The sequence below is a fragment of the Aeromonas sp. MaB10011B genome, assembly GCF_017939325.1.
Classification (GTDB): Bacteria; Pseudomonadota; Gammaproteobacteria; order Enterobacterales; family Aeromonadaceae; genus Aeromonas; species Aeromonas caviae.
In genome coordinates this window covers 1-17091 of the sequence record NZ_JAGKRK010000095.1, presented here as the reverse complement: position 1 = coordinate 17091, position 17091 = coordinate 1, and the positions used below count along the sequence as shown (strand labels likewise).

Here is a 17091-nt window from a genome sequence, read left to right as displayed (position 1 = left end):
CGGCCCCGTCGCCAGATGACAAGGAAACAAAAAGCGCGCCATTTGGCGCGCTTTTTCATTGATGTGCAGTGCTAAATTATCTGCTTGCCTGCCTCTCTTTACGTCGGGCCATCATGGATGTGAAGGCGGGTAAATTCAGTGCCGACATGGCATGGATGATTGATGATGCATGTCGGCACATATTATTTCCGAGTCGCATATTCCCGCAGGAAGGATGGAATCACCTGTTTTGGCTTCTTGCCAAGGGTCAGCAGCCATTCAAAATCCGGGTCGATAATGCCATGTCGACACGCCAGCTCTTCCAACAAGGCAAGCCAGAGGTGGGCCGTCACCTCTGCATCCGCCAGGGCACGGTGAAACACCCCGTCATTGGGCAGGCGCTTGTATTGCACCAGGGTGCCCAGCTTGTGATCCGGGGCATCGGGAAACAGGCGCCTCGACAGCAGCAGGGAGCAGGCGAACTGCCCGCGGTATCGCGCCGGCAGCCGCTCGACTTCCGCATCCAGAAAGCGCTTGTCGAAGGAGGCGTTGTGGGCGACCAGATTGTCATCACCGATAAAGTCGACGAAATCCGCCATCACCTCGTTACAGGGGAGAGCCTGTTTCAGCATGGCATTGCTGATCCCGGTATATTGCTCGATGAAGCTGCTCACGTTGAAGCCCGGATTCATCAATGCCGAGAAACGCTCACTGATATGGCCATCCTTGATTCTGACGGCACCGAACTCGATGGCTCTATCCCCTTGTCCGGGTGAGAGCCCTGTGGTCTCGAAGTCGAGCACGACAACGGTATTGGCTGAGGCGATGGACATAACTTCTCGGGCAAGCTGGGTAAAGAGCGCCAGTCTAGGAAATCAGCCGTGCCGTGTACAGGGCAATGCAGCTATCTCATTGGTTCACGCTGGAGACGCATTTTTGTGCATCATGGCTGAGAGCCATATAAAAAGCCCCGAGTGCCGTGGCACTAGGGGCTTTCCTATGAAAAGCGAGAGGCGGTGTCGGCGTTATCAGCGACCCAGCTTGGCCTTGAGCATGGCAACGATCTCTTTGATCGCCACTTCCTGCTTCTCGCCGGAGCGGCGGCACTTGTACTCCACCACGCCGTTGTCGAGACCACGGTCACCGATGACGATGGCGTGAGGCACACCGATCAGCTCCATGTCGGCGAACATCACACCCGGGCGCTCCTTGCGGTCGTCAAACAGCACGTCCACACCGGCGGCTTTGAGCTCGGCGTAGAACTGCTGCGCCTGCTCGGCCACGCGCTCGGACTTGTGCATGTTCATCGGCACGATGGCCACCTCGAACGGCGCGATGGCGTCCGGCCAGATGATGCCGTACTGGTCGTTGTTCTGCTCGATGGCGGCGGCCACCAGGCGGGAAACCCCGATGCCGTAGCAACCCATCTCCATGGTGACGGACTTGCCGCCCTCGTTCAGCACGCTCGCCTTCATCGCTTCGGAGTACTTGGTGCCCAACTGGAAGATGTGGCCCACTTCGATACCGCGCTTGAGCAGCAGCTTGCCCTGGCCGCACGGGCTCGGATCACCTTCCACCACGTTGCGCAGGTCGGCCACTTCGTAAGAGGCGATGTCGCGATCCCAGTTGGCACCGGTCAGGTGGAAACCGGTCTCGTTGGCGCCGCAAACAAAATCGCTCAGATGGGCGGCGCTGCGATCGACGATGATGCGACCGGCAAAGCCGACCGGGCCGATGGAGCCTGCGTCGCAACCGGCGGCAGCCTTGATCTGCTCGTCATTGGCGAAGGTCAGTGGGTTAGCCACGCCAGAAAGCTTCTCGGCCTTGATTTCGTTCAGCTCGTGGTCGCCACGCAGTACCAGGGCGATGACGGCCTGTTTGCCGTGCTCGTCTTCCTCGGCCAGTACCAGCAGGGTCTTGGCGATGGCGGTCGGCGCCACGTTCAGGAAAGCGGCTACTTCATCGATGGTGTGGACGGCCGGGGTGGCCACCTTGGTCAGGGCTTTGGTTGCGGCAGCGCGCTCGCCAGCCGGTGCCAGGGCTTCGGCCATCTCGATGTTGGCGGCGTAATCGGATGTATCGGAGAAGGCGATCAAGTCTTCACCGCTCTCGGCCAGCACCTGGAATTCGTGGGAGCCGGTGCCCCCGATGGAGCCGGTATCGGCCTGCACCGGGCGGAAGTTCAGACCCATGCGAGTGAAGGCGGTGCAGTAGGCCGCATGCATCTTCTCATAGGTATCGACCAGGGAGGCCTTGTCGATGTGGAAGGAGTAGGCATCCTTCATCAGGAATTCGCGGCCACGCATCACGCCGAAACGGGGGCGCACTTCATCGCGGAACTTGGTCTGGATCTGGTACAGATTCAGCGGCAGTTGCTTGTAGCTGTTCACTTCGTAACGGACCAGCGCGGTGATCACCTCTTCGTGGGTCGGACCCAGCACGAAGGGGCGGTTGTGACGGTCGGTCAGGCGGCACAGCTCGGGGCCGTAGTCATCCCAGCGGCCGGACTCCTGCCACAGCTCGGCGGGCTGTACCACAGGCATGGACACTTCGACGGCACCCGCATTGTTCATCTCTTCGCGGACGATGTTTTCAATCTTCTTAAGGACCCGCAGGCCGGTCGGCAGCCAGGCGTACATGCCGGAAGCGAGTTTGCGGATCATCCCGGCGCGCAGCATCAGCTGGTGGCTGACAACTTCAGCGTCGGAGGGGGTTTCCTTGAGAGTGGAAAGCAGATATTGGCTGGTACGCATCGCGGTAGACCTTCGCTAGTTCGGGCGGCTTGGCCCTGGAAAATTTCAAGTGCGGAATTTTAACAGGCGAAGCCCCCCGGCCCAAGGGCTAAATTCAGCGGCGCTGGGGGGAGGGCGGGGGCCTTGCCCCGCCCGCACTAGACCCGAAATTGCGACAGCAACTGCTGTTGCTGCTGGCTGGCCTGATGGAGGGAGGAGGCCAGTTGCAGGCACTCCTGGGCTTCCTGTTCGCCCGTCTGGGCCTGCAGGCTGATATCCGAAACCTTGCCCGTGGTGTGCCCCAGGGTGTGGGAGAGCTGGCTGGTCGCCTCTGCCACCTGTTGCACCATGTCGGCGAGCTGATCGATGGCCTCTTCTACCTTGAACAGGATCTGTTTGGTGTTGTCGGAGTCCGCCATACCCGATTCCACAGTTTTCAGGTTGCGTTGCATCATCAGATAAGCCTGCTCTGTCTGCTGCTGGATGCTGTTGATCACGTTCGTTATCTCGGCACTGGAGGTGGCGGTGCGATTGGCCAGGGTGCGCACCTCGTCGGCCACCACGGCAAAACCGCGCCCCATCTCGCCCGCCCGGGCGGCTTCGATGGCGGCATTGAGTGCCAGCAGGTTGGTCTGCTCCGAGATATTGCTGATGGTAGAGATGATCTGGCCAATCTGCCCTGCCTGCTCCTTGAGGGCGTTGATGGCGGTGGCACATTCACCCACCTCCATGACCACCCGCTGCATGCCGGCGGTGGCGGAGGAGACATACTGGCTGCTTTGCGTGGTGAGCTGGCGCACCTCGTTGTCGTTGTGTGCCGCCAGGTTGCAGTTGTCCGAGATGGTGGTGGCCACCTGCACCATCTGCTCGCTGTCGTGGTGCAGCGCCTGGGCATGCGCAGCGGTCTGGCGGCTGCTCTGGCTGATGGCCTGGACCCGGTTGACCGAGGTGTGCACGTGCTGGTTGATGTGCTGGTTGTTGTCCATGGTGGCGCTGATCATCTTCTGCAGCTTCTCGATGAAGCGATCCACGCTGCCGGCCAGGGAGCCAATCTCGTCGTCGCGTGAGAGGTTGATGCGGGCATTGAGATCTCCCTCCCCGGCGGCGATGTCCTGCATGCGCTTGTCGACCTGGAGTAGCGGACGAACAATGGTGCGTACCAGCCAGAAGCCGCAGCAGGTGACGCTCAGCAGGCTGAGCAGCAAGCCCCCCAGGATGAGTCCTCTGGTGTAGTCGATGATGGCGTTGAGCTGGTGAACCTGATCCTCGACGGTGGCGTCCCCCTGGGCTTCGACCTCGACCAGCGCCAGCCTGAGCTGGTCGGCACTGTGTTCGTAACGGGTCAGCTGGTTCTGATAAGCGATCAGGGCTGTGGTCCATTCACGGATCTGGCGGGCATTGTCGGCTTGCAGGGCACGATACTGGGTGGAGAGCATTTGGCCTGCAAACTCCCCGTCACCGGGCACATCGAACTGGCCGGTTGCCAGCATGCCGCCATCGGCCGCCTGCCAGCGGGTCGCGAGGCCGCCGTTCCAGCTGATGGCCTGATCCGGTGAGCGGGTGAGGCTCTCGACGGCCTCGTCACCGATCACCTCCAGCCTGGTCGAGAGGCGTGACATGCGTTCAGAACTGGCACGCAGTGCCTCATCGGCGCTCGTGAAGGTGCGATAGAGGGTCAGCAGCTGTGCCTGCTCTTGCTGATAGGTCTGCTCATGCTGCTTCAGCGTGGTGATGGCTGCCGCATCGATGAGCCCGCCTTGCTCCACCCGGCGCAAAGCGTCGCTGGCCGCCTCTTTTGCCCGTTGCAGCTCCGGTGCGTCGAGGGGGATCCCCGAGAGCATCTTCTGGATATAGAGCGACTGGTTGCCGAGTTCGATGGAGCCCTCCATGGCACCATCTGCCGTCTGCCAGGCGGCACCCAGGACGTAGGAGAGCAGATCAGCCAGCCGCTGGCTGCCATACCAGCCGATCGCCCCCATGCCCAGGGTGCAGCCGAGCAGAATGGTGAGTCCGAGGTTGGATGTGGTGACAATTTTCATGATTCAAGCCATCCCTGGTGCCGAACAAGACCATTTCAGTGTTCAATCAATGACGAAGATGTGCCATCCCCGATGGAAAATAAAGTGACAGACAGTGTTCTGAACGAGGGAAATGGACGGGTATGAAGAGCGGGTCATCCCATGATCTGCATGGACCTATGCTGGATACTTATCCAGTTATTCTTTATGCTATGACCCAATTTGCGAGAGTCTGCGTGGCGAGGAAAAGAACATGATCGGTCGCTTGAGAGGCGTCATCATCGAGAAGCAACCCCCCGAGGTGTTGCTGGAGGTCGGAGGGGTGGGATATGAGGTTCATATGCCCATGAGCTGCTTCTATGATCTGCCCGAACTCGGGAAGGAGGCCGTCATTCACACCCACTTCGTGGTGCGTGAAGATGCCCAGCTGCTCTACGGCTTCAACCACAAGCAGGAGCGGGCGCTGTTTCGCGAGCTGATCAAGACCAACGGGGTCGGCCCCAAGCTTGCCCTGGCCATTCTCTCCGGCATGACGGCCACCCAGTTTGTGATGAGCGTCGAGCGCGAGGAGATAAGCTCCCTGGTCAAGTTGCCCGGCGTGGGCAAGAAGACCGCCGAGCGCCTGGTGGTGGAGATGAAAGACCGCCTCAAGGGCTGGGTCAGCCACGATCTCTTCTCCCCGGCCGAAATCACCCTGCCCGCGAAAGAGAGCCCGCTGCGTGCCCCAGATGCGAGCGAGGAGGCGGCCAGTGCACTGGTGGCCCTCGGCTACAAGCCGCAGCAGGCCAGCCAGATCGTCAGCAAGGTGGCCGCCGATGGCATGTCGGTAGAGGAGATCATTCGTGAATCCCTGCGCAGCCTGGTGTGAGGTAGACAATGATTGAAGCGGATCGCCTCATCTCGGCCGGTGCCGCCCGTGAGGACGAGATCATCGATCGGGCCATCCGGCCCAGAAAGCTGGCCGATTACACCGGACAGGATCACGTCTGCGATCAGATGGAGATCTTCATCGAGGCCGCCCGCCAGCGCGGGGAGGCCCTCGATCATCTGCTGATCTTCGGGCCTCCCGGCCTTGGCAAGACCACGCTGGCCAACATCGTCGCCAACGAGATGGGGGTCAACATCAAGACCACCTCGGGTCCCGTGCTGGAGAAGGCCGGCGATCTGGCGGCGCTCCTCACCAACCTGGAACCGAACGATGTGCTCTTCATCGACGAGATCCACCGTCTCAGCCCGGTGGTGGAGGAGGTGCTCTATCCGGCCATGGAGGATTATCAGCTCGACATCATGATAGGGGAGGGGCCAGCGGCCCGCTCCATCAAGCTCGATCTCCCTCCCTTCACCCTGATCGGTGCCACCACCCGGGCCGGCTCCCTCACCAGCCCCCTGCGGGATCGGTTTGGCATCGTGCAGCGCCTCGAGTTTTACAACGTCAAGGACCTGACCGACATCGTCTCTCGCAGCGCCCGCTGCCTCGGGCTCGACATGACGGAAGACGGCGCTCTCGAGGTAGCCCGTCGCTCCCGGGGGACACCGCGGATTGCTAACCGTTTGTTAAGGCGGGTACGAGATTTTGCCCAGGTGAAGTCTGACGGGCGAATTGACGGACCCATTGCGGCCCGAGCTATGGACATGCTGGACGTGGACAACGAAGGTTTCGACTTCATGGATCGCAAGCTATTGTTGGCCGTCATCGACAAGTTTATGGGGGGGCCAGTCGGGCTCGACAACCTGGCCGCCGCCATCGGTGAGGAGAAGGACACCATAGAAGACGTGCTGGAACCTTATCTGATCCAGCAAGGCTATCTGCAACGTACACCCAGAGGGCGGATCGCAACTCAGAGAGCCTACGCACACTTTGGCCTGGAACGACCGGCAGATCAGTAGACGTTGCGATATGAACCAAAAAGCCGCCCTTGAGGCGGCTTTTTGTTTTGCGGGCAAAAAAAAGCCCACGGCACAGGCGGTGGGCAAAGACAATTCAGGATGGATGTTCACAGACAGTGAGCGCGTCTGCAGACCGGTCGGGAAAAAACAGAGGAGCCGTCGCGAGGCTTCAGAGTCGGTTCATTTGATAGAGTTGAACGAAAGAAAGCTTGTAGTAACGGATGGTCTTGGCAACAAACTTTTTCATCATTAATCCCAACAAACAGGTTCGAAATGTTCATCGAATACGTACCGGGAACCCGGAATGACCGGCCTGTATTCAGAGGTATGCCCTCACTGCGAGGCGCATTGTAGGAGCTCTTTCCGGGTGGGACAAACAAGAAAATCTATGGGCTTTTGATTAGATAAACTAATGATTTTGGTGGGGGTGTCAATCCGCATAAACATGTGTTTTTACTGGGTTTAAATTGATTTTTGGATGAGCCTGGCCATTTATTGAAATAATCGAGATGCGAGGGCTTTATTTCCGGGGTTACGTATTTGTTTAACAGAATTGAAACTATTTCGGTATGTCATAAAATTGATTTAAATCAATTATTTACGGGTTGGTGTTTTTTGTGATGAAGCTCCCATAATTAATGGGAAAAGCCCTATAAGTTACCTTGAAAAAACATGTATTGAGGGTGGTTTTACATTGATTTCAATCAAATAAAGGTGATATAAAACAGCGATCATTATAGGCGGGAATAGAACCCTGGTTATTGTTTATTAGATGTTAAACATTAGCTTTTTTTGTTCCTGTATATTGCCTTGTTGTTAATGTGGTGGCAGTCGAATCCGGTCAGACCGCGAGGGGTGACCGACCGTTCGGGGACTTCCAATGGAAGCTTTGTCCTTAAAACTTAAAATAGCCGTGCCAATAATCGGTGAGGAAACATCATGATTGCTGAGCATGTGGTAGACCTATCGCGGTTCCAATTTGCTGCGACGGCCCTTTATCACTTCCTGTTTGTACCCTTGACGCTGGGGATGGCCTTCATCCTGGCGATCATGGAGTCTGTCTATGTGATGACCAACAACACAGTGTACCGGGACATGACCAAGTTCTGGGGCAAGTTGTTCGGTATCAACTTTGCCCTCGGGGTTACCACCGGGCTCACCATGGAGTTTCAGTTCGGTACCAACTGGGCTTACTACTCCCACTATGTCGGCGACATCTTCGGGGCCCCGCTGGCCATCGAAGGCTTGATGGCCTTCTTCCTGGAGTCCACCTTCGTCGGTATGTTCTTCTTCGGTTGGGATCGTCTCAGCAAGCGCCAGCACCTGGCGGCTACCTGGCTGATGGCGCTCGGGACCAACCTTTCCGCACTCTGGATCCTGGTCGCCAACGGCTGGATGCAGAACCCGGTGGGTGCCGAGTTCAACTTCGAATCCATGCGCATGGAGATGGTGAGCTTCGCCGACCTGGTGTTCAACCCGGTTGCCCAGGTCAAGTTCGTCCACACCGTGGCGGCAGGCTATACCACGGGCGCCATGTTCGTGCTCGGGATCTCCTCCTATTACCTGCTGAAGAATCGTGATGTGGCGTTCGCTCGTCGCTCCTTCGCCATCGCGGCCGCGTTCGGCATGGCCTCCATCCTCTCCGTGCTGGTGCTGGGTGACGAGTCCGGCTACGAGACCGGGGAAGTACAGAAGGTGAAACTGGCGGCCATCGAGGCCGAGTGGAACACGGAGCCGGCTCCGGCATCCTTCACCCTGTTCGGGATCCCGAACCAGGAAGAGATGCGCACCGACTACGCCATCAAGATCCCCTATGCCCTCGGCATCATCGCCACCCGTTCCCTGGACGGTCAGGTAACCGGTCTCAAGGATCTCAAGAGCGAGCACGAGCTGCGCGTGCGCAACGGCATGACCGCCTACGACCTGCTGACCAAGCTGCAATCCGGTGACAAGTCCGACGATACCCGCGCCCGCTTCGACGAAGTGAAGCAGGATCTGGGCTACGGTCTGCTGCTCAAGCGTTACACCCCCAACGTGACCGACGCCACCGACGAGCAGATCAAGGCCGCCGTGGATGACTCCATCCCGCAGGTACTGCCGCTGTTCTTCGCCTTCCGCATCATGGTCGCCTGCGGCATCCTGATGCTGGTGCTGATCGGTCTGGCCTTCTATGACAGCACCCGCCACAAGATCGGCGAGCGCAAGTGGCTGCTCAAGGCGCTGCTGTACGGCATCCCGCTGCCCTGGATCGCCATCGAGGCGGGCTGGTTTGTCGCTGAATACGGTCGTCAACCCTGGACCATCGCCGAGATGCTGCCGACTTATGTCTCTGCATCCAACATTCCTGCGTCCGAGATCTGGTTCTCTCTGATCGGGATCTTCCTGTTCTACACCGTACTGCTGATCATCGAGATGTACCTGATGTTCAAGTATGCGCGCCTGGGCCCAAGCAGCCTGAAGACGGGCAAGTACCACTTCGAACAGAGCAAGGCATAAGGAGAGTGACCCATGTTTGATTACGAACTGTTGCGTCTGGTCTGGTGGGTGCTGGTCGGCGTGCTGCTGATCGGGTTTGCCATCACCGACGGTTTCGATATGGGGGTGGGCGCCCTGCTCCCCTTCGTCGGCAAGAAGGATGTGGAGCGTCGCGTGATGCTCAACACCATGGGGCCGCACTGGGAAGGCAACCAGGTCTGGCTGGTGACCGCCGGTGGTGCCCTGTTCGCCGCCTGGCCCATGGTCTATGCGGCGGCCTTCTCCGGCTTCTACATCGCCATGATCCTGACCCTGATGGCGCTGTTCTTCCGTCCGGTCGGTTTCAAGTACCGCTCCCTGCAGGAAGATGCCAAGTGGCGCTCCAACTGGGACTGGGCTCTGTTTGCCGGTAGCGCCATTCCCCCTGTCATCTTCGGGGTGGCGTTCGGCAACCTGCTGCAGGGTGTACCGTTCAGCTTCAACCAGTTCCTGATGATGACCTATCACGGCAACTTCTTCGGTCTGCTCAATCCGTTCGGTCTGCTGGCCGGTCTGGTGAGCCTCTTCATGATCATCACCCAGGGTGCAACCTGGCTGATGATGAAGACCGAAGGTGAAGTGCTGGCGCGCTCTCGCACCGCCGCCATGATCTTCTCCCTGCTGACCCTGGTGCTGTTCGCCCTGGCCGGTGTCTGGGTGAGCGGCATGGATGGTTATGTGATTGTGGGCTCCGTCGCCACCGACGCCGTCACCAACCCCCTTCACAAGGAAGTGGTGGTGCAGGCCGGTGCCTGGATGCAGAACTACAACCTCTATCCCTGGATGATTGCCGCACCCGTTCTGGGTCTGGTGATGTGTCTGCTGACCGCCGTGGCGGCCAAGCTGGACAAGGGTTGGGTGGCGTTCCTGTTCTCCTCCTTAGGCATCGCCGGCATCATCCTGACCGCGGGCTTCTCCATGTTCCCGTTCGTGATGCCCTCGAGCCTCGAGCCGTCCCAGAGCCTGACCATGTGGGATTCCACCGCCTCCTTCAACACCCTCAAGGTGATGACGGTAGTCGCAGTCGTCTTCGTGCCGACCGTGCTGGCTTACACCATCTGGACCTACATCAAGATGTTCGGCCGGGTGAGTAACAAGCACATCGAAGACAACCAACAATCGCTCTACTAAGAAGGTGCCCTGATATGTGGTATTTCACCTGGATCCTGGGGCTGCTGCTGGCCTGTGCGTTTGGGATTATCAATGCGCTCTGGCTGGAGCACACCGAGAACCTGGATCGTCAGATTGATGAAGACAAGTGACAGGCTCGCCCGGCTGGCCGCTCCTCTGGAGCGCCAGCCATGGCAAGGTCTGATGCTGCTGGCGGCGGCCCTGCTGGCTGTCGCCATCTTGCAGGCGCCCAACCTGGTCGCGGCCAACACCAGTGAGCACGGCCTCTGGCTTGCGCCCTGGCTGATGTGGGCGGTCTGTTGCGGTGTCATGCATGGACTGGGGTTTCACCCGCGCAGCCTGGTGGGTCGCGTGCTGTTCTTCCCCTGGCTCGCCCTGCCCAGCCTGCTCTGCGGGCTCTGGCTGACCAGCAGCTACTACCTGCCATAAATGATGAAGGAGGTCGGCATCAGCCCACCTCCTTCTTCTTTTTTGACGGGCGTGCCGTCGCCCGGTCAGAGCAACCGAACCTCGCTTGTCACGCCGCTCGCAGCCACTTCTCTTTTCCGCTTTTCTTGCGATGCTGACAGCCCTGTGGTCTTCGGCCTGTCGGCGCCGCAGCACGCCATAAAAAACAGGAAGAGACGGGATTTCCCTGTCTCCCCCTGCTTCTTTCCTATTCAGCCCTGCGCTATGATAGCCCCCCATCTGACTGTCGAATGGATCACAGATTTTTATGGGGGAAGTCTCTGAGTTTCCGGTGCGTGTCTACTACGAAGACACGGATGCCGGAGGCATCGTCTACAACGCCAATTATCTCAAGTTTATGGAACGGGCCCGCACCGAATTCCTGCGCGCAGGCGGCATCGAACAGGATGTCCTGCTGCAGGCAGGGATCGCGTTTGTGGTGAGTCGCACCGAAATCGACTTCCGCGCGGCGGCCCGCTTCAATGAACTGCTGACCGTAATGACGCAAGTAACTGAAGTGAAACGCGCTTCCATGCGTTTTTCACAGCAGATCCTGGCGGCTGATGGACGGCTGATCACTCAGGCCATGGTACAGATCGCCTGTGTAAGTCATCCGCAAATGAAACCTGTTGCAATACCTGAAAAAATCAAGGGAGTGCTGTTAAGTGCACGCTGAAATTTCGTTTATTGGCCTGTTCTGGCAAGCCAGTCTGTTGGTGAAACTGGTCATGATGACCCTGATGGGCATGTCGGTCGTCTCCTGGGCGCTGATCATACAGCGCTCCAAGGCCATCAAGGCGGCCAACCTCGCCTCGGAGCAGTTTGAAGACAGATTCTGGTCCGGGGTCGACCTCAATCGTCTCTACCAGGAGTCCTCCTCCCGTCGTGACGACATCGAAGGCATGGAAGACATCTTCTACTCCGGCTTCAAGGAGTATGCCCGCCTGCTCAAGGCCGGTGCCCGCGGTCAGGATGCGGTGATGGACGGTACCTATCGTGCCATGCGCGTCTCCCTGTCCCGTGCAGTGGACGATCTCGAGTCCAACCTACCGGTCTTGGCGACCATCGGTTCCATCAGCCCCTATATCGGTCTGTTCGGTACCGTCTGGGGGATCATGAACGCCTTTATCGCTCTGGGTCAGGTTCAGCAGGCGACCCTGCAGATGGTGGCACCGGGTATCGCGGAAGCGCTGATCGCCACCGCCATGGGTCTGTTTGCCGCCATCCCGGCCGTTATCTTCTACAACCGCTTCACCAACAAGGTCGAACGGCTGGAAAACGCCTACGCCAACTTCATGGACGAGTTCACCACCATTCTGAACCGCCAAATCGCACAGCAGGGTGAGAAGTAATGCAAACCTATCAGCGGCTCAAACGCAAGAAGGTCGCCGAGATCAACGTGGTGCCCTATATCGACGTCATGCTGGTGCTGCTCATCATCTTCATGGCGGTCACGCCCGTGATCACGCAGGGGGTCAAGGTCGACCTGCCTCAGGCGGAGTCCGAGCAGTTGCCGGAAGACTCCAAGCCGCCTTTCATCGTCAGCGTCAATACCGAGGGTGAGTACGTCATCAAGGCCGGCGAGGCGGATGACGAACCCGTACCGAGTGGCACCCCAGAGGCGATGCAGCAGTACATCACCGAGAAGGCCATGGGCTATCTGGCCATCAACCAGAACGCACCCGTGGTGGTCGCCGGTGATAAGTCCGTGCGCTACGAGGAGGTGATCCTGCTGATGGTGGCCCTCAAGAAAGCCGGTGTGCCTCAGGTTGGTCTGATGACGGATCCGGTGAACTGACGGAGATGGATGTGAAGCGTGGTATTTCCGGTTATCTCGTCGCGTCGCTGCTGCTGCATCTGATCATCGGCATCATCCTGCTGGTCGGTGTCGACTTCAGCAAACCCAAGCGCCCCGAGTCCAAGGGACAGATCGTCAATGCGGTCATGATGGACAGCGAAATGCTGGAGCAGCAGATGCAGCAGGTCCAGCAGCAGAAGCAGGCCCAGCCCAAGGCTGCACAGCAGCAGAAAGACAAGGAAGACGCTGAGCGCGTCAAACGCGAGCTGGCACAGGAGCAGGAGCGTCTGCGTATCGCCGAGACCAAGCGCAAGCAGGCCGAAGAGGCGACCCGCAAGGCCGAAGCCGACAAGCAGAAGAAAGAGGCTGAACAGAAGCAGGCGGAAGAGAAGGCCCAGAAAGCCGAGGAAGCCCGCAAGCTGGAAGAGCAGAAGACCAAGAAGGCCGAAGCCGAACGCAAGGCGGCGGAAGAGGCCAAGGCGCTGGCGCTCAAGAAGAAAAAAGAAGAGCTGGAGAAGAAGCAGGCTGAAGAGAAGGCCAAGGCGGAAGAGGCCAAGGCCAAGAAAGCGGAAGCCGAGAAGAAGGCCAAGGCCGAAGCCGAGAAAAAGGCGAAGGCGGAAGCCGAGAAGAAAGCCAAGGCGGAGGCCGAGAAGAAGGCGAAGGAAGAGGCTGACAAGAAGGCAAAAGCTGACGCAGAGAAGAAGGCGAAGGCCGAGGCTGACAGAAAGGCCAAGATTGAGGCGGAGCGCAAGCGCAAGGCGGCCGAAGAGGCCAAGTTGCAAAAAGAGATGGAAGCCATGATGGAGCAGCAGCTGGCCGCCGAGGCCAATGCGCGCAGTCAGGCAGCATCGGCAGCCGCCAAGGGCGAAGTCGACAAGTATGCCGCCCTCATCAAGGCCACGGTCGAGCGCTACATGATTTTGGATCCCACCATGCGGGGCAAAACATGTACTATCGGTGTCAAGTTGGCCAGTAGCGGCTTCGTCATCTCGGTGGTCAACGGTCAGGGTGATCCGGCGGTCTGCCGCTCCGGCAAGGCGGCGGTGCTGAAGGCCAACCAGTTGCCGGTGCCGAAGGATCCGGCGGCATTCGAGATGTTGAAGGAGTTTAACCTCAAGTTAGAACCGAGCATCTAAGCGTGATAGAACGGGGTCAATGACCGTGGTTGGCAGCATCTGCTGATAAAGGGATTTCACCTCTCATTTTTTTGGAACAGAGTATTTAAGCCATGATAAGAAAAGTGTTTTTTGCTTTGGTTGGCTGCCTTCTGCTAGGCCAGAGCGCTCAGGCGGCCTTGGACATCGTCATCACCGGCGGTATCGACAGTGCGCGCCCCATCGCCATCGCCCCCTTCAAGTGGGAGGGCAATGGCCAGTTGCCGCAGGATATCGCGGAAGTGGTCTCCAACGACCTGATGCGCAGCGGCAAGTTCAAGCCGCTGGCTCGTGGCCAGATGCCGCAGACGCCGAGCACCAGCGGCGAGATCAACTTCGCACCCTGGGCTTCCCAGGGGGTCGAAGCCGTGGTGGTCGGCTCCATCGCCGCCGTGGGTGATGGTACCTACAAGATCAACTTCGAGCTGGTCGACGTCCTGAAAGGCCAGCTGGCCAAGACCCAGGGCGGTGAAGCGAACGGTTACATCCTGGACAGCCGCATGGCGACCATCCCGGGTGCCCAGATGCGCCAGTTTGCCCACCGCATCTCCGACATCGTCTACGAGCGTCTGACCGGTGAGCGTGGCGCCTTCCTGACTCGTCTGGCCTATGTCTCCGTGCAGCAGGGCACCCAGTTCCCGTATCAGCTGCGGATCTCCGACTACGACGGCTACAACGAGAAGACCCTGCTGCGCTCCCGTGAACCCCTGATGTCCCCGGCCTGGTCGCCGGATGGCAGCAAGCTGGCTTACGTGAGCTTCGAGAACCAGAAGTCCGAGATCTATGTGCAGGACATCTACACCCAGCAGCGCAGTCTGATCACCAGCTTCCGTGGCATCAACGGTGCGCCGGAGTGGTCTCCAGACGGTCGTCGTTTGGCTATTGTTCTGTCCAAAGATGGGCAGCCTGACATCTATGTCGTTGATGTTGCTAGCAAGCAACTCACCCGAGTCACAAATAACCGTACCATCGACACCGAACCCTCCTGGATGCCGGACGGTCAAACTTTGCTGTTCACCTCTGAACGTGGTGGCAAACCCCAGATTTATAGCGTAAATTTGGCGACTGGCATGACTCGCCGGATGACCTGGGAAGGGGATTCCAACCAGGGGGCATCCATCACACCGGACGGCAAGTCCATGGTGATGGTGACCCGGGTTCAGGGACAATATCGCATCGCTCGCCAGGATATGGAAAATGGAGCCATGCTGGTACTGACCCAGAGTGCTCTGGATGAATCGCCAAGTGTGGCTCCCAATGGCAGCATGATCATTTATGCCACCATCTATCAGGGTCGTAAGAGTCTTGCATTGGTGTCGACCGACGGTCGCTTCAAGGCAGTGCTTCCGACCAGTAGCGGTGAAATTCGTGCACCAGCTTGGTCGCCCTTCTTGAATTGATAAAAATCGATTGTTTTTTGTTTTGTTATAAAGGTTTAAGGAAATAGCATGCAACTCAATAAACTGCTCAAGGGTCTGGCCATCGCACTGCCACTGTTCACCCTGGCTGCCTGTAGCTCCTCTTCCGACTCCGACGCCGCTGGCGCCGAGTCCGGCATGACCGACGGCATGGGCGGTGTACAAACCGGCGGCGCCAACGGCATGTTGTCCCCGGAAGAGCAGATGCGTCAGAAGTTCGAAGCGCTGCAACGCGACAACGTGATCTACTTCCCGTACGATGGTTACGACATTCAGGGTCAGTACGCCGACCTGCTGGATGCCCACGCCAGCTACCTGCGTGAACGTCCGAGCGTCAAGGTACTGATCGAAGGCCACGCCGACGAGCGCGGTACGCCGGAATACAACATCGCGCTGGGTGAGCGTCGTGCCAAGGCTGTTGCCAAGTATCTGCAAACCCTGGGTGTGCAGGCCGAGCAGCTCTCCATCGTCAGCTATGGCGAAGAGAAGCCGCTGGATCTGTCCCACACCGAGGAAGCCTTTGCCAAGAACCGCCGTGCGGTCCTGGTTTACTAAGGTTTGAGTCGAACGAAGTTCGTTTATATGCAAGCGGCCATTTCGATGGCCGTTTTATTTGCACTAAACGTCAAGGTTTGATCCGAATGAAATCTGTATCAGCGAGCGACTATGCGCTGGCCGTTTTATTTGCACTAAACGCTAAGGTTTGATCCGAATGAAATCTGTGTACAAGCAAGCTGGTGTTGCGCTGGCCGTGTTGGTTGCTTTGAATACGCAAGCGGCGGCACCCGTGAGCGATCTGAGCGGGGATTCTGGCAGCAGCGGCGTGGTGCTGAGCGGCAACAATGGTGCCATCGTACCGACCGGCAGCCTGGAAGACCGGGTTGCTCTGCTGGAGCGTACCCTCAACGCCCGTCTGCGTCTGCAGGCCGAACTGCAGCAACAGGTCGACTCCCTGCAAGGGGAGGTCTCCGAGCTGCGTGGTCAGCTGGAACAGCAGACCTACCAGATGGAGCAGTCCCAGGAGCGCCAGCGCCAACTCTACCAAGAGCTCGACAAGGTGGCCAACAGCCAGCCTGCCGCCGCGCCCGCAACACCTGCTGCAGGTGCTGCAACGCCTCCTGCCGCGGCTGCCAACTACTCCACCAACCAGGATGAGAACCAGGCCTACGACGCAGCCGTGAACATGGTGCTCAAGGAGAAGAACTACGACAAGGCCATTCCTGCCTTCGAAGGGTTCATCAAGCAGTTCCCGAACTCCAGCTATGTTCCCAATGCCCACTACTGGCTCGGCCAGCTGATGTTCAACAAGGGTGACAGGGCGGGGGCCGCGAGCCAGTTCTCCACGGTGGCGAACAAATACAGCAAGTCACCCAAGCGGGCCGATGCCCTGCTGAAACTCGGCATGCTCGCCCAGCTTGACGGTAAAAAAGCAGAGGCCAAGGCCTTCTATGAGCAGGTGATCAAGGGTTACCCCAACACCTCGCCGGCCCAGCTGGCCAAACAGAGTCTGGCCAAGCTGTGACATTGCTGCATGTCACTGTTTTCGTAACACTCTTGTAAAGAACTCTCTGCTTTGTATGCGCAGTGAACAATCAGATTTAATTTAAGATTTTTCTATTGCGCCAGGATGATAAATCCGTAATATAGGCCGCCGTCAGAGCCGGAGCAGTAATGCAGTCGGCACTGGTCGTGGTGAGGGTCGTTAGCTCAGTCGGTAGAGCAGTTGACTTTTAATCAATTGGTCGCTGGTTCGAATCCAGCACGACCCACCATTTCTTCACAGCAGGTGAAGACAATATTCCCAGGTCGTTTAGCTCAGCTGGGAGAGCACCTCCCTTACAAGGAGGGGGTCACTGGTTCGAGCCCAGTAACGACCACCATGTTGTAATGCTGGCCGCCACATGCGGTTGGTGAAAGGTTCAGGATGTGGGTCGTTAGCTCAGTCGGTAGAGCAGTTGACTCTTAATCAATTGGTCGTAGGTTCGAACCCTACACGACCCACCACTCTGAACA

At 58.4% G+C, this 17091-nt stretch carries 17 protein-coding genes and 3 tRNA genes; 17 read left to right on the top strand and 3 right to left on the bottom strand.

Annotated features, from left to right (window positions below; genetic code table 11):
• Nucleotides 1-182: 182 nt before the first annotated feature.
• The 3 genes from J9893_RS20865 to J9893_RS20855 all read right to left on the bottom strand — a co-directional run bounded on the left by J9893_RS20865 (nucleotide 183) and on the right by J9893_RS20855 (nucleotide 4750).
• The gene (locus tag J9893_RS20865) at nucleotides 183-812 is read right to left on the bottom strand and encodes a 3'-5' exonuclease (protein ID WP_210600067.1); all 630 of its coding nucleotides are present in this window, start codon (nucleotides 810-812) and stop codon (nucleotides 183-185) included.
• A 195-nt stretch (nucleotides 813-1007) separates the two neighbouring features.
• Nucleotides 1008-2732, bottom strand: a complete 1725-nt coding sequence (locus tag J9893_RS20860) for a proline--tRNA ligase (RefSeq protein ID WP_210600068.1) — start codon at nucleotides 2730-2732, stop codon at nucleotides 1008-1010.
• Between the two features lie 137 nt (nucleotides 2733-2869).
• The gene (locus tag J9893_RS20855) at nucleotides 2870-4750 is read right to left on the bottom strand and encodes a methyl-accepting chemotaxis protein (protein WP_210600069.1); all 1881 of its coding nucleotides are present in this window, start codon (nucleotides 4748-4750) and stop codon (nucleotides 2870-2872) included.
• 232 nt (nucleotides 4751-4982) lie between these two features.
• Here J9893_RS20855 and ruvA point away from each other — a divergent pair, with 232 nt between their 5' ends.
• The 17 genes from ruvA (at nucleotide 4983) to J9893_RS20770 (ending at nucleotide 17082) form a co-directional block, all read left to right on the top strand.
• Nucleotides 4983-5597 carry a Holliday junction branch migration protein RuvA gene (gene ruvA / locus J9893_RS20850; protein ID WP_010672867.1) on the top strand — a complete coding sequence of 205 codons (615 nt, stop codon included), beginning with the start codon at nucleotides 4983-4985 and terminating at the stop codon, nucleotides 5595-5597.
• An 8-nt stretch (nucleotides 5598-5605) separates the two neighbouring features.
• Nucleotides 5606-6616, top strand: a complete 1011-nt coding sequence (gene ruvB, locus J9893_RS20845; protein ID WP_041211014.1) for a Holliday junction branch migration DNA helicase RuvB — start codon at nucleotides 5606-5608, stop codon at nucleotides 6614-6616.
• A gap of 10 nt (nucleotides 6617-6626) precedes the next feature.
• The gene (locus J9893_RS20840) at nucleotides 6627-6869 is read left to right on the top strand and encodes a hypothetical protein (RefSeq protein WP_029313687.1); all 243 of its coding nucleotides are present in this window, start codon (nucleotides 6627-6629) and stop codon (nucleotides 6867-6869) included.
• A 686-nt stretch (nucleotides 6870-7555) separates the two neighbouring features.
• On the top strand, nucleotides 7556-9112 hold the full coding sequence (locus J9893_RS20835; protein ID WP_010672869.1) for a cytochrome ubiquinol oxidase subunit I: 1557 nt from the start codon (nucleotides 7556-7558) through the stop codon (nucleotides 9110-9112).
• A gap of 12 nt (nucleotides 9113-9124) precedes the next feature.
• Nucleotides 9125-10261: a cytochrome d ubiquinol oxidase subunit II gene (cydB, locus tag J9893_RS20830; RefSeq protein ID WP_041211015.1), complete on the top strand. Its 1137-nt coding sequence runs from the start codon at nucleotides 9125-9127 to the stop codon at nucleotides 10259-10261.
• Nucleotides 10262-10275: 14 nt separating this feature from the next.
• The gene (cydX, locus tag J9893_RS20825) at nucleotides 10276-10392 is read left to right on the top strand and encodes a cytochrome bd-I oxidase subunit CydX (protein ID WP_005331536.1); all 117 of its coding nucleotides are present in this window, start codon (nucleotides 10276-10278) and stop codon (nucleotides 10390-10392) included.
• Entirely contained in the window at nucleotides 10379-10690 is a 312-nt protein-coding gene (locus J9893_RS20820; protein ID WP_039039483.1) for a cyd operon YbgE family protein, read from the top strand. Before cydX ends, J9893_RS20820 begins: the two co-directional genes overlap by 14 nt.
• Before the next feature lie 286 nt (nucleotides 10691-10976).
• Nucleotides 10977-11384, top strand: coding sequence for a tol-pal system-associated acyl-CoA thioesterase (ybgC, locus tag J9893_RS20815; protein ID WP_010672872.1), 408 nt, complete (start codon nucleotides 10977-10979; stop codon nucleotides 11382-11384).
• Nucleotides 11374-12060, top strand: a complete 687-nt coding sequence (gene tolQ / locus J9893_RS20810) for a protein TolQ (protein ID WP_010672873.1) — start codon at nucleotides 11374-11376, stop codon at nucleotides 12058-12060. Before ybgC ends, tolQ begins: the two co-directional genes overlap by 11 nt.
• A complete protein-coding gene (gene tolR, locus J9893_RS20805; protein ID WP_010672874.1) occupies nucleotides 12060-12506 on the top strand; it encodes a protein TolR in 447 nt (148 codons plus the stop codon). The genes tolQ and tolR overlap by 1 nt, the downstream gene beginning before the upstream one ends.
• A 5-nt stretch (nucleotides 12507-12511) precedes the next feature.
• The gene (tolA, locus tag J9893_RS20800; protein ID WP_210600070.1) at nucleotides 12512-13642 is read left to right on the top strand and encodes a cell envelope integrity protein TolA; all 1131 of its coding nucleotides are present in this window, start codon (nucleotides 12512-12514) and stop codon (nucleotides 13640-13642) included.
• A 92-nt stretch (nucleotides 13643-13734) separates the two neighbouring features.
• Nucleotides 13735-15060, top strand: a complete 1326-nt coding sequence (gene tolB, locus J9893_RS20795) for a Tol-Pal system beta propeller repeat protein TolB (RefSeq protein WP_010672876.1) — start codon at nucleotides 13735-13737, stop codon at nucleotides 15058-15060.
• Nucleotides 15061-15108: 48 nt separating this feature from the next.
• Nucleotides 15109-15633, top strand: a complete 525-nt coding sequence (gene pal / locus J9893_RS20790) for a peptidoglycan-associated lipoprotein Pal (RefSeq protein ID WP_010672877.1) — start codon at nucleotides 15109-15111, stop codon at nucleotides 15631-15633.
• A 157-nt stretch (nucleotides 15634-15790) separates the two neighbouring features.
• Entirely contained in the window at nucleotides 15791-16600 is an 810-nt protein-coding gene (gene ybgF, locus J9893_RS20785) for a tol-pal system protein YbgF (protein ID WP_210600071.1), read from the top strand.
• Nucleotides 16601-16774: 174 nt separating this feature from the next.
• Nucleotides 16775-16850: transfer RNA gene (locus J9893_RS20780), tRNA-Lys, on the top strand.
• Nucleotides 16851-16882: 32 nt separating this feature from the next.
• Nucleotides 16883-16958, top strand: a tRNA-Val gene (locus tag J9893_RS20775).
• 48 nt (nucleotides 16959-17006) lie between these two features.
• Nucleotides 17007-17082, top strand: a tRNA-Lys gene (locus tag J9893_RS20770).
• The last annotated feature ends 9 nt before the right edge of the window (nucleotides 17083-17091 follow it).

What these genes read in the sequence shown, in the direction of transcription:
- J9893_RS20865 (WP_210600067.1), bottom strand. Translation starts at nt 812, where the DNA reads ATGTCCATCGCCTCAGCCAATACCGTTGTCGTGCTCGACTTCGAGACC.
- J9893_RS20860 (WP_210600068.1), bottom strand. Translation starts at nt 2,732, where the DNA reads ATGCGTACCAGCCAATATCTGCTTTCCACTCTCAAGGAAACCCCCTCC.
- J9893_RS20855 (WP_210600069.1), bottom strand. Translation starts at nt 4,750, where the DNA reads ATGAAAATTGTCACCACATCCAACCTCGGACTCACCATTCTGCTCGGC.
- ruvA (WP_010672867.1), top strand. Translation starts at nt 4,983, where the DNA reads ATGATCGGTCGCTTGAGAGGCGTCATCATCGAGAAGCAACCCCCCGAG.
- ruvB (WP_041211014.1), top strand. Translation starts at nt 5,606, where the DNA reads ATGATTGAAGCGGATCGCCTCATCTCGGCCGGTGCCGCCCGTGAGGAC.
- J9893_RS20840 (WP_029313687.1), top strand. Translation starts at nt 6,627, where the DNA reads ATGAACCAAAAAGCCGCCCTTGAGGCGGCTTTTTGTTTTGCGGGCAAA.
- J9893_RS20835 (WP_010672869.1), top strand. Translation starts at nt 7,556, where the DNA reads ATGATTGCTGAGCATGTGGTAGACCTATCGCGGTTCCAATTTGCTGCG.
- cydB (WP_041211015.1), top strand. Translation starts at nt 9,125, where the DNA reads ATGTTTGATTACGAACTGTTGCGTCTGGTCTGGTGGGTGCTGGTCGGC.
- cydX (WP_005331536.1), top strand. Translation starts at nt 10,276, where the DNA reads ATGTGGTATTTCACCTGGATCCTGGGGCTGCTGCTGGCCTGTGCGTTT.
- J9893_RS20820 (WP_039039483.1), top strand. Translation starts at nt 10,379, where the DNA reads ATGAAGACAAGTGACAGGCTCGCCCGGCTGGCCGCTCCTCTGGAGCGC.
- ybgC (WP_010672872.1), top strand. Translation starts at nt 10,977, where the DNA reads ATGGGGGAAGTCTCTGAGTTTCCGGTGCGTGTCTACTACGAAGACACG.
- tolR (WP_010672874.1), top strand. Translation starts at nt 12,060, where the DNA reads ATGCAAACCTATCAGCGGCTCAAACGCAAGAAGGTCGCCGAGATCAAC.
- tolA (WP_210600070.1), top strand. Translation starts at nt 12,512, where the DNA reads ATGGATGTGAAGCGTGGTATTTCCGGTTATCTCGTCGCGTCGCTGCTG.
- tolB (WP_010672876.1), top strand. Translation starts at nt 13,735, where the DNA reads ATGATAAGAAAAGTGTTTTTTGCTTTGGTTGGCTGCCTTCTGCTAGGC.
- pal (WP_010672877.1), top strand. Translation starts at nt 15,109, where the DNA reads ATGCAACTCAATAAACTGCTCAAGGGTCTGGCCATCGCACTGCCACTG.
- ybgF (WP_210600071.1), top strand. Translation starts at nt 15,791, where the DNA reads ATGAAATCTGTGTACAAGCAAGCTGGTGTTGCGCTGGCCGTGTTGGTT.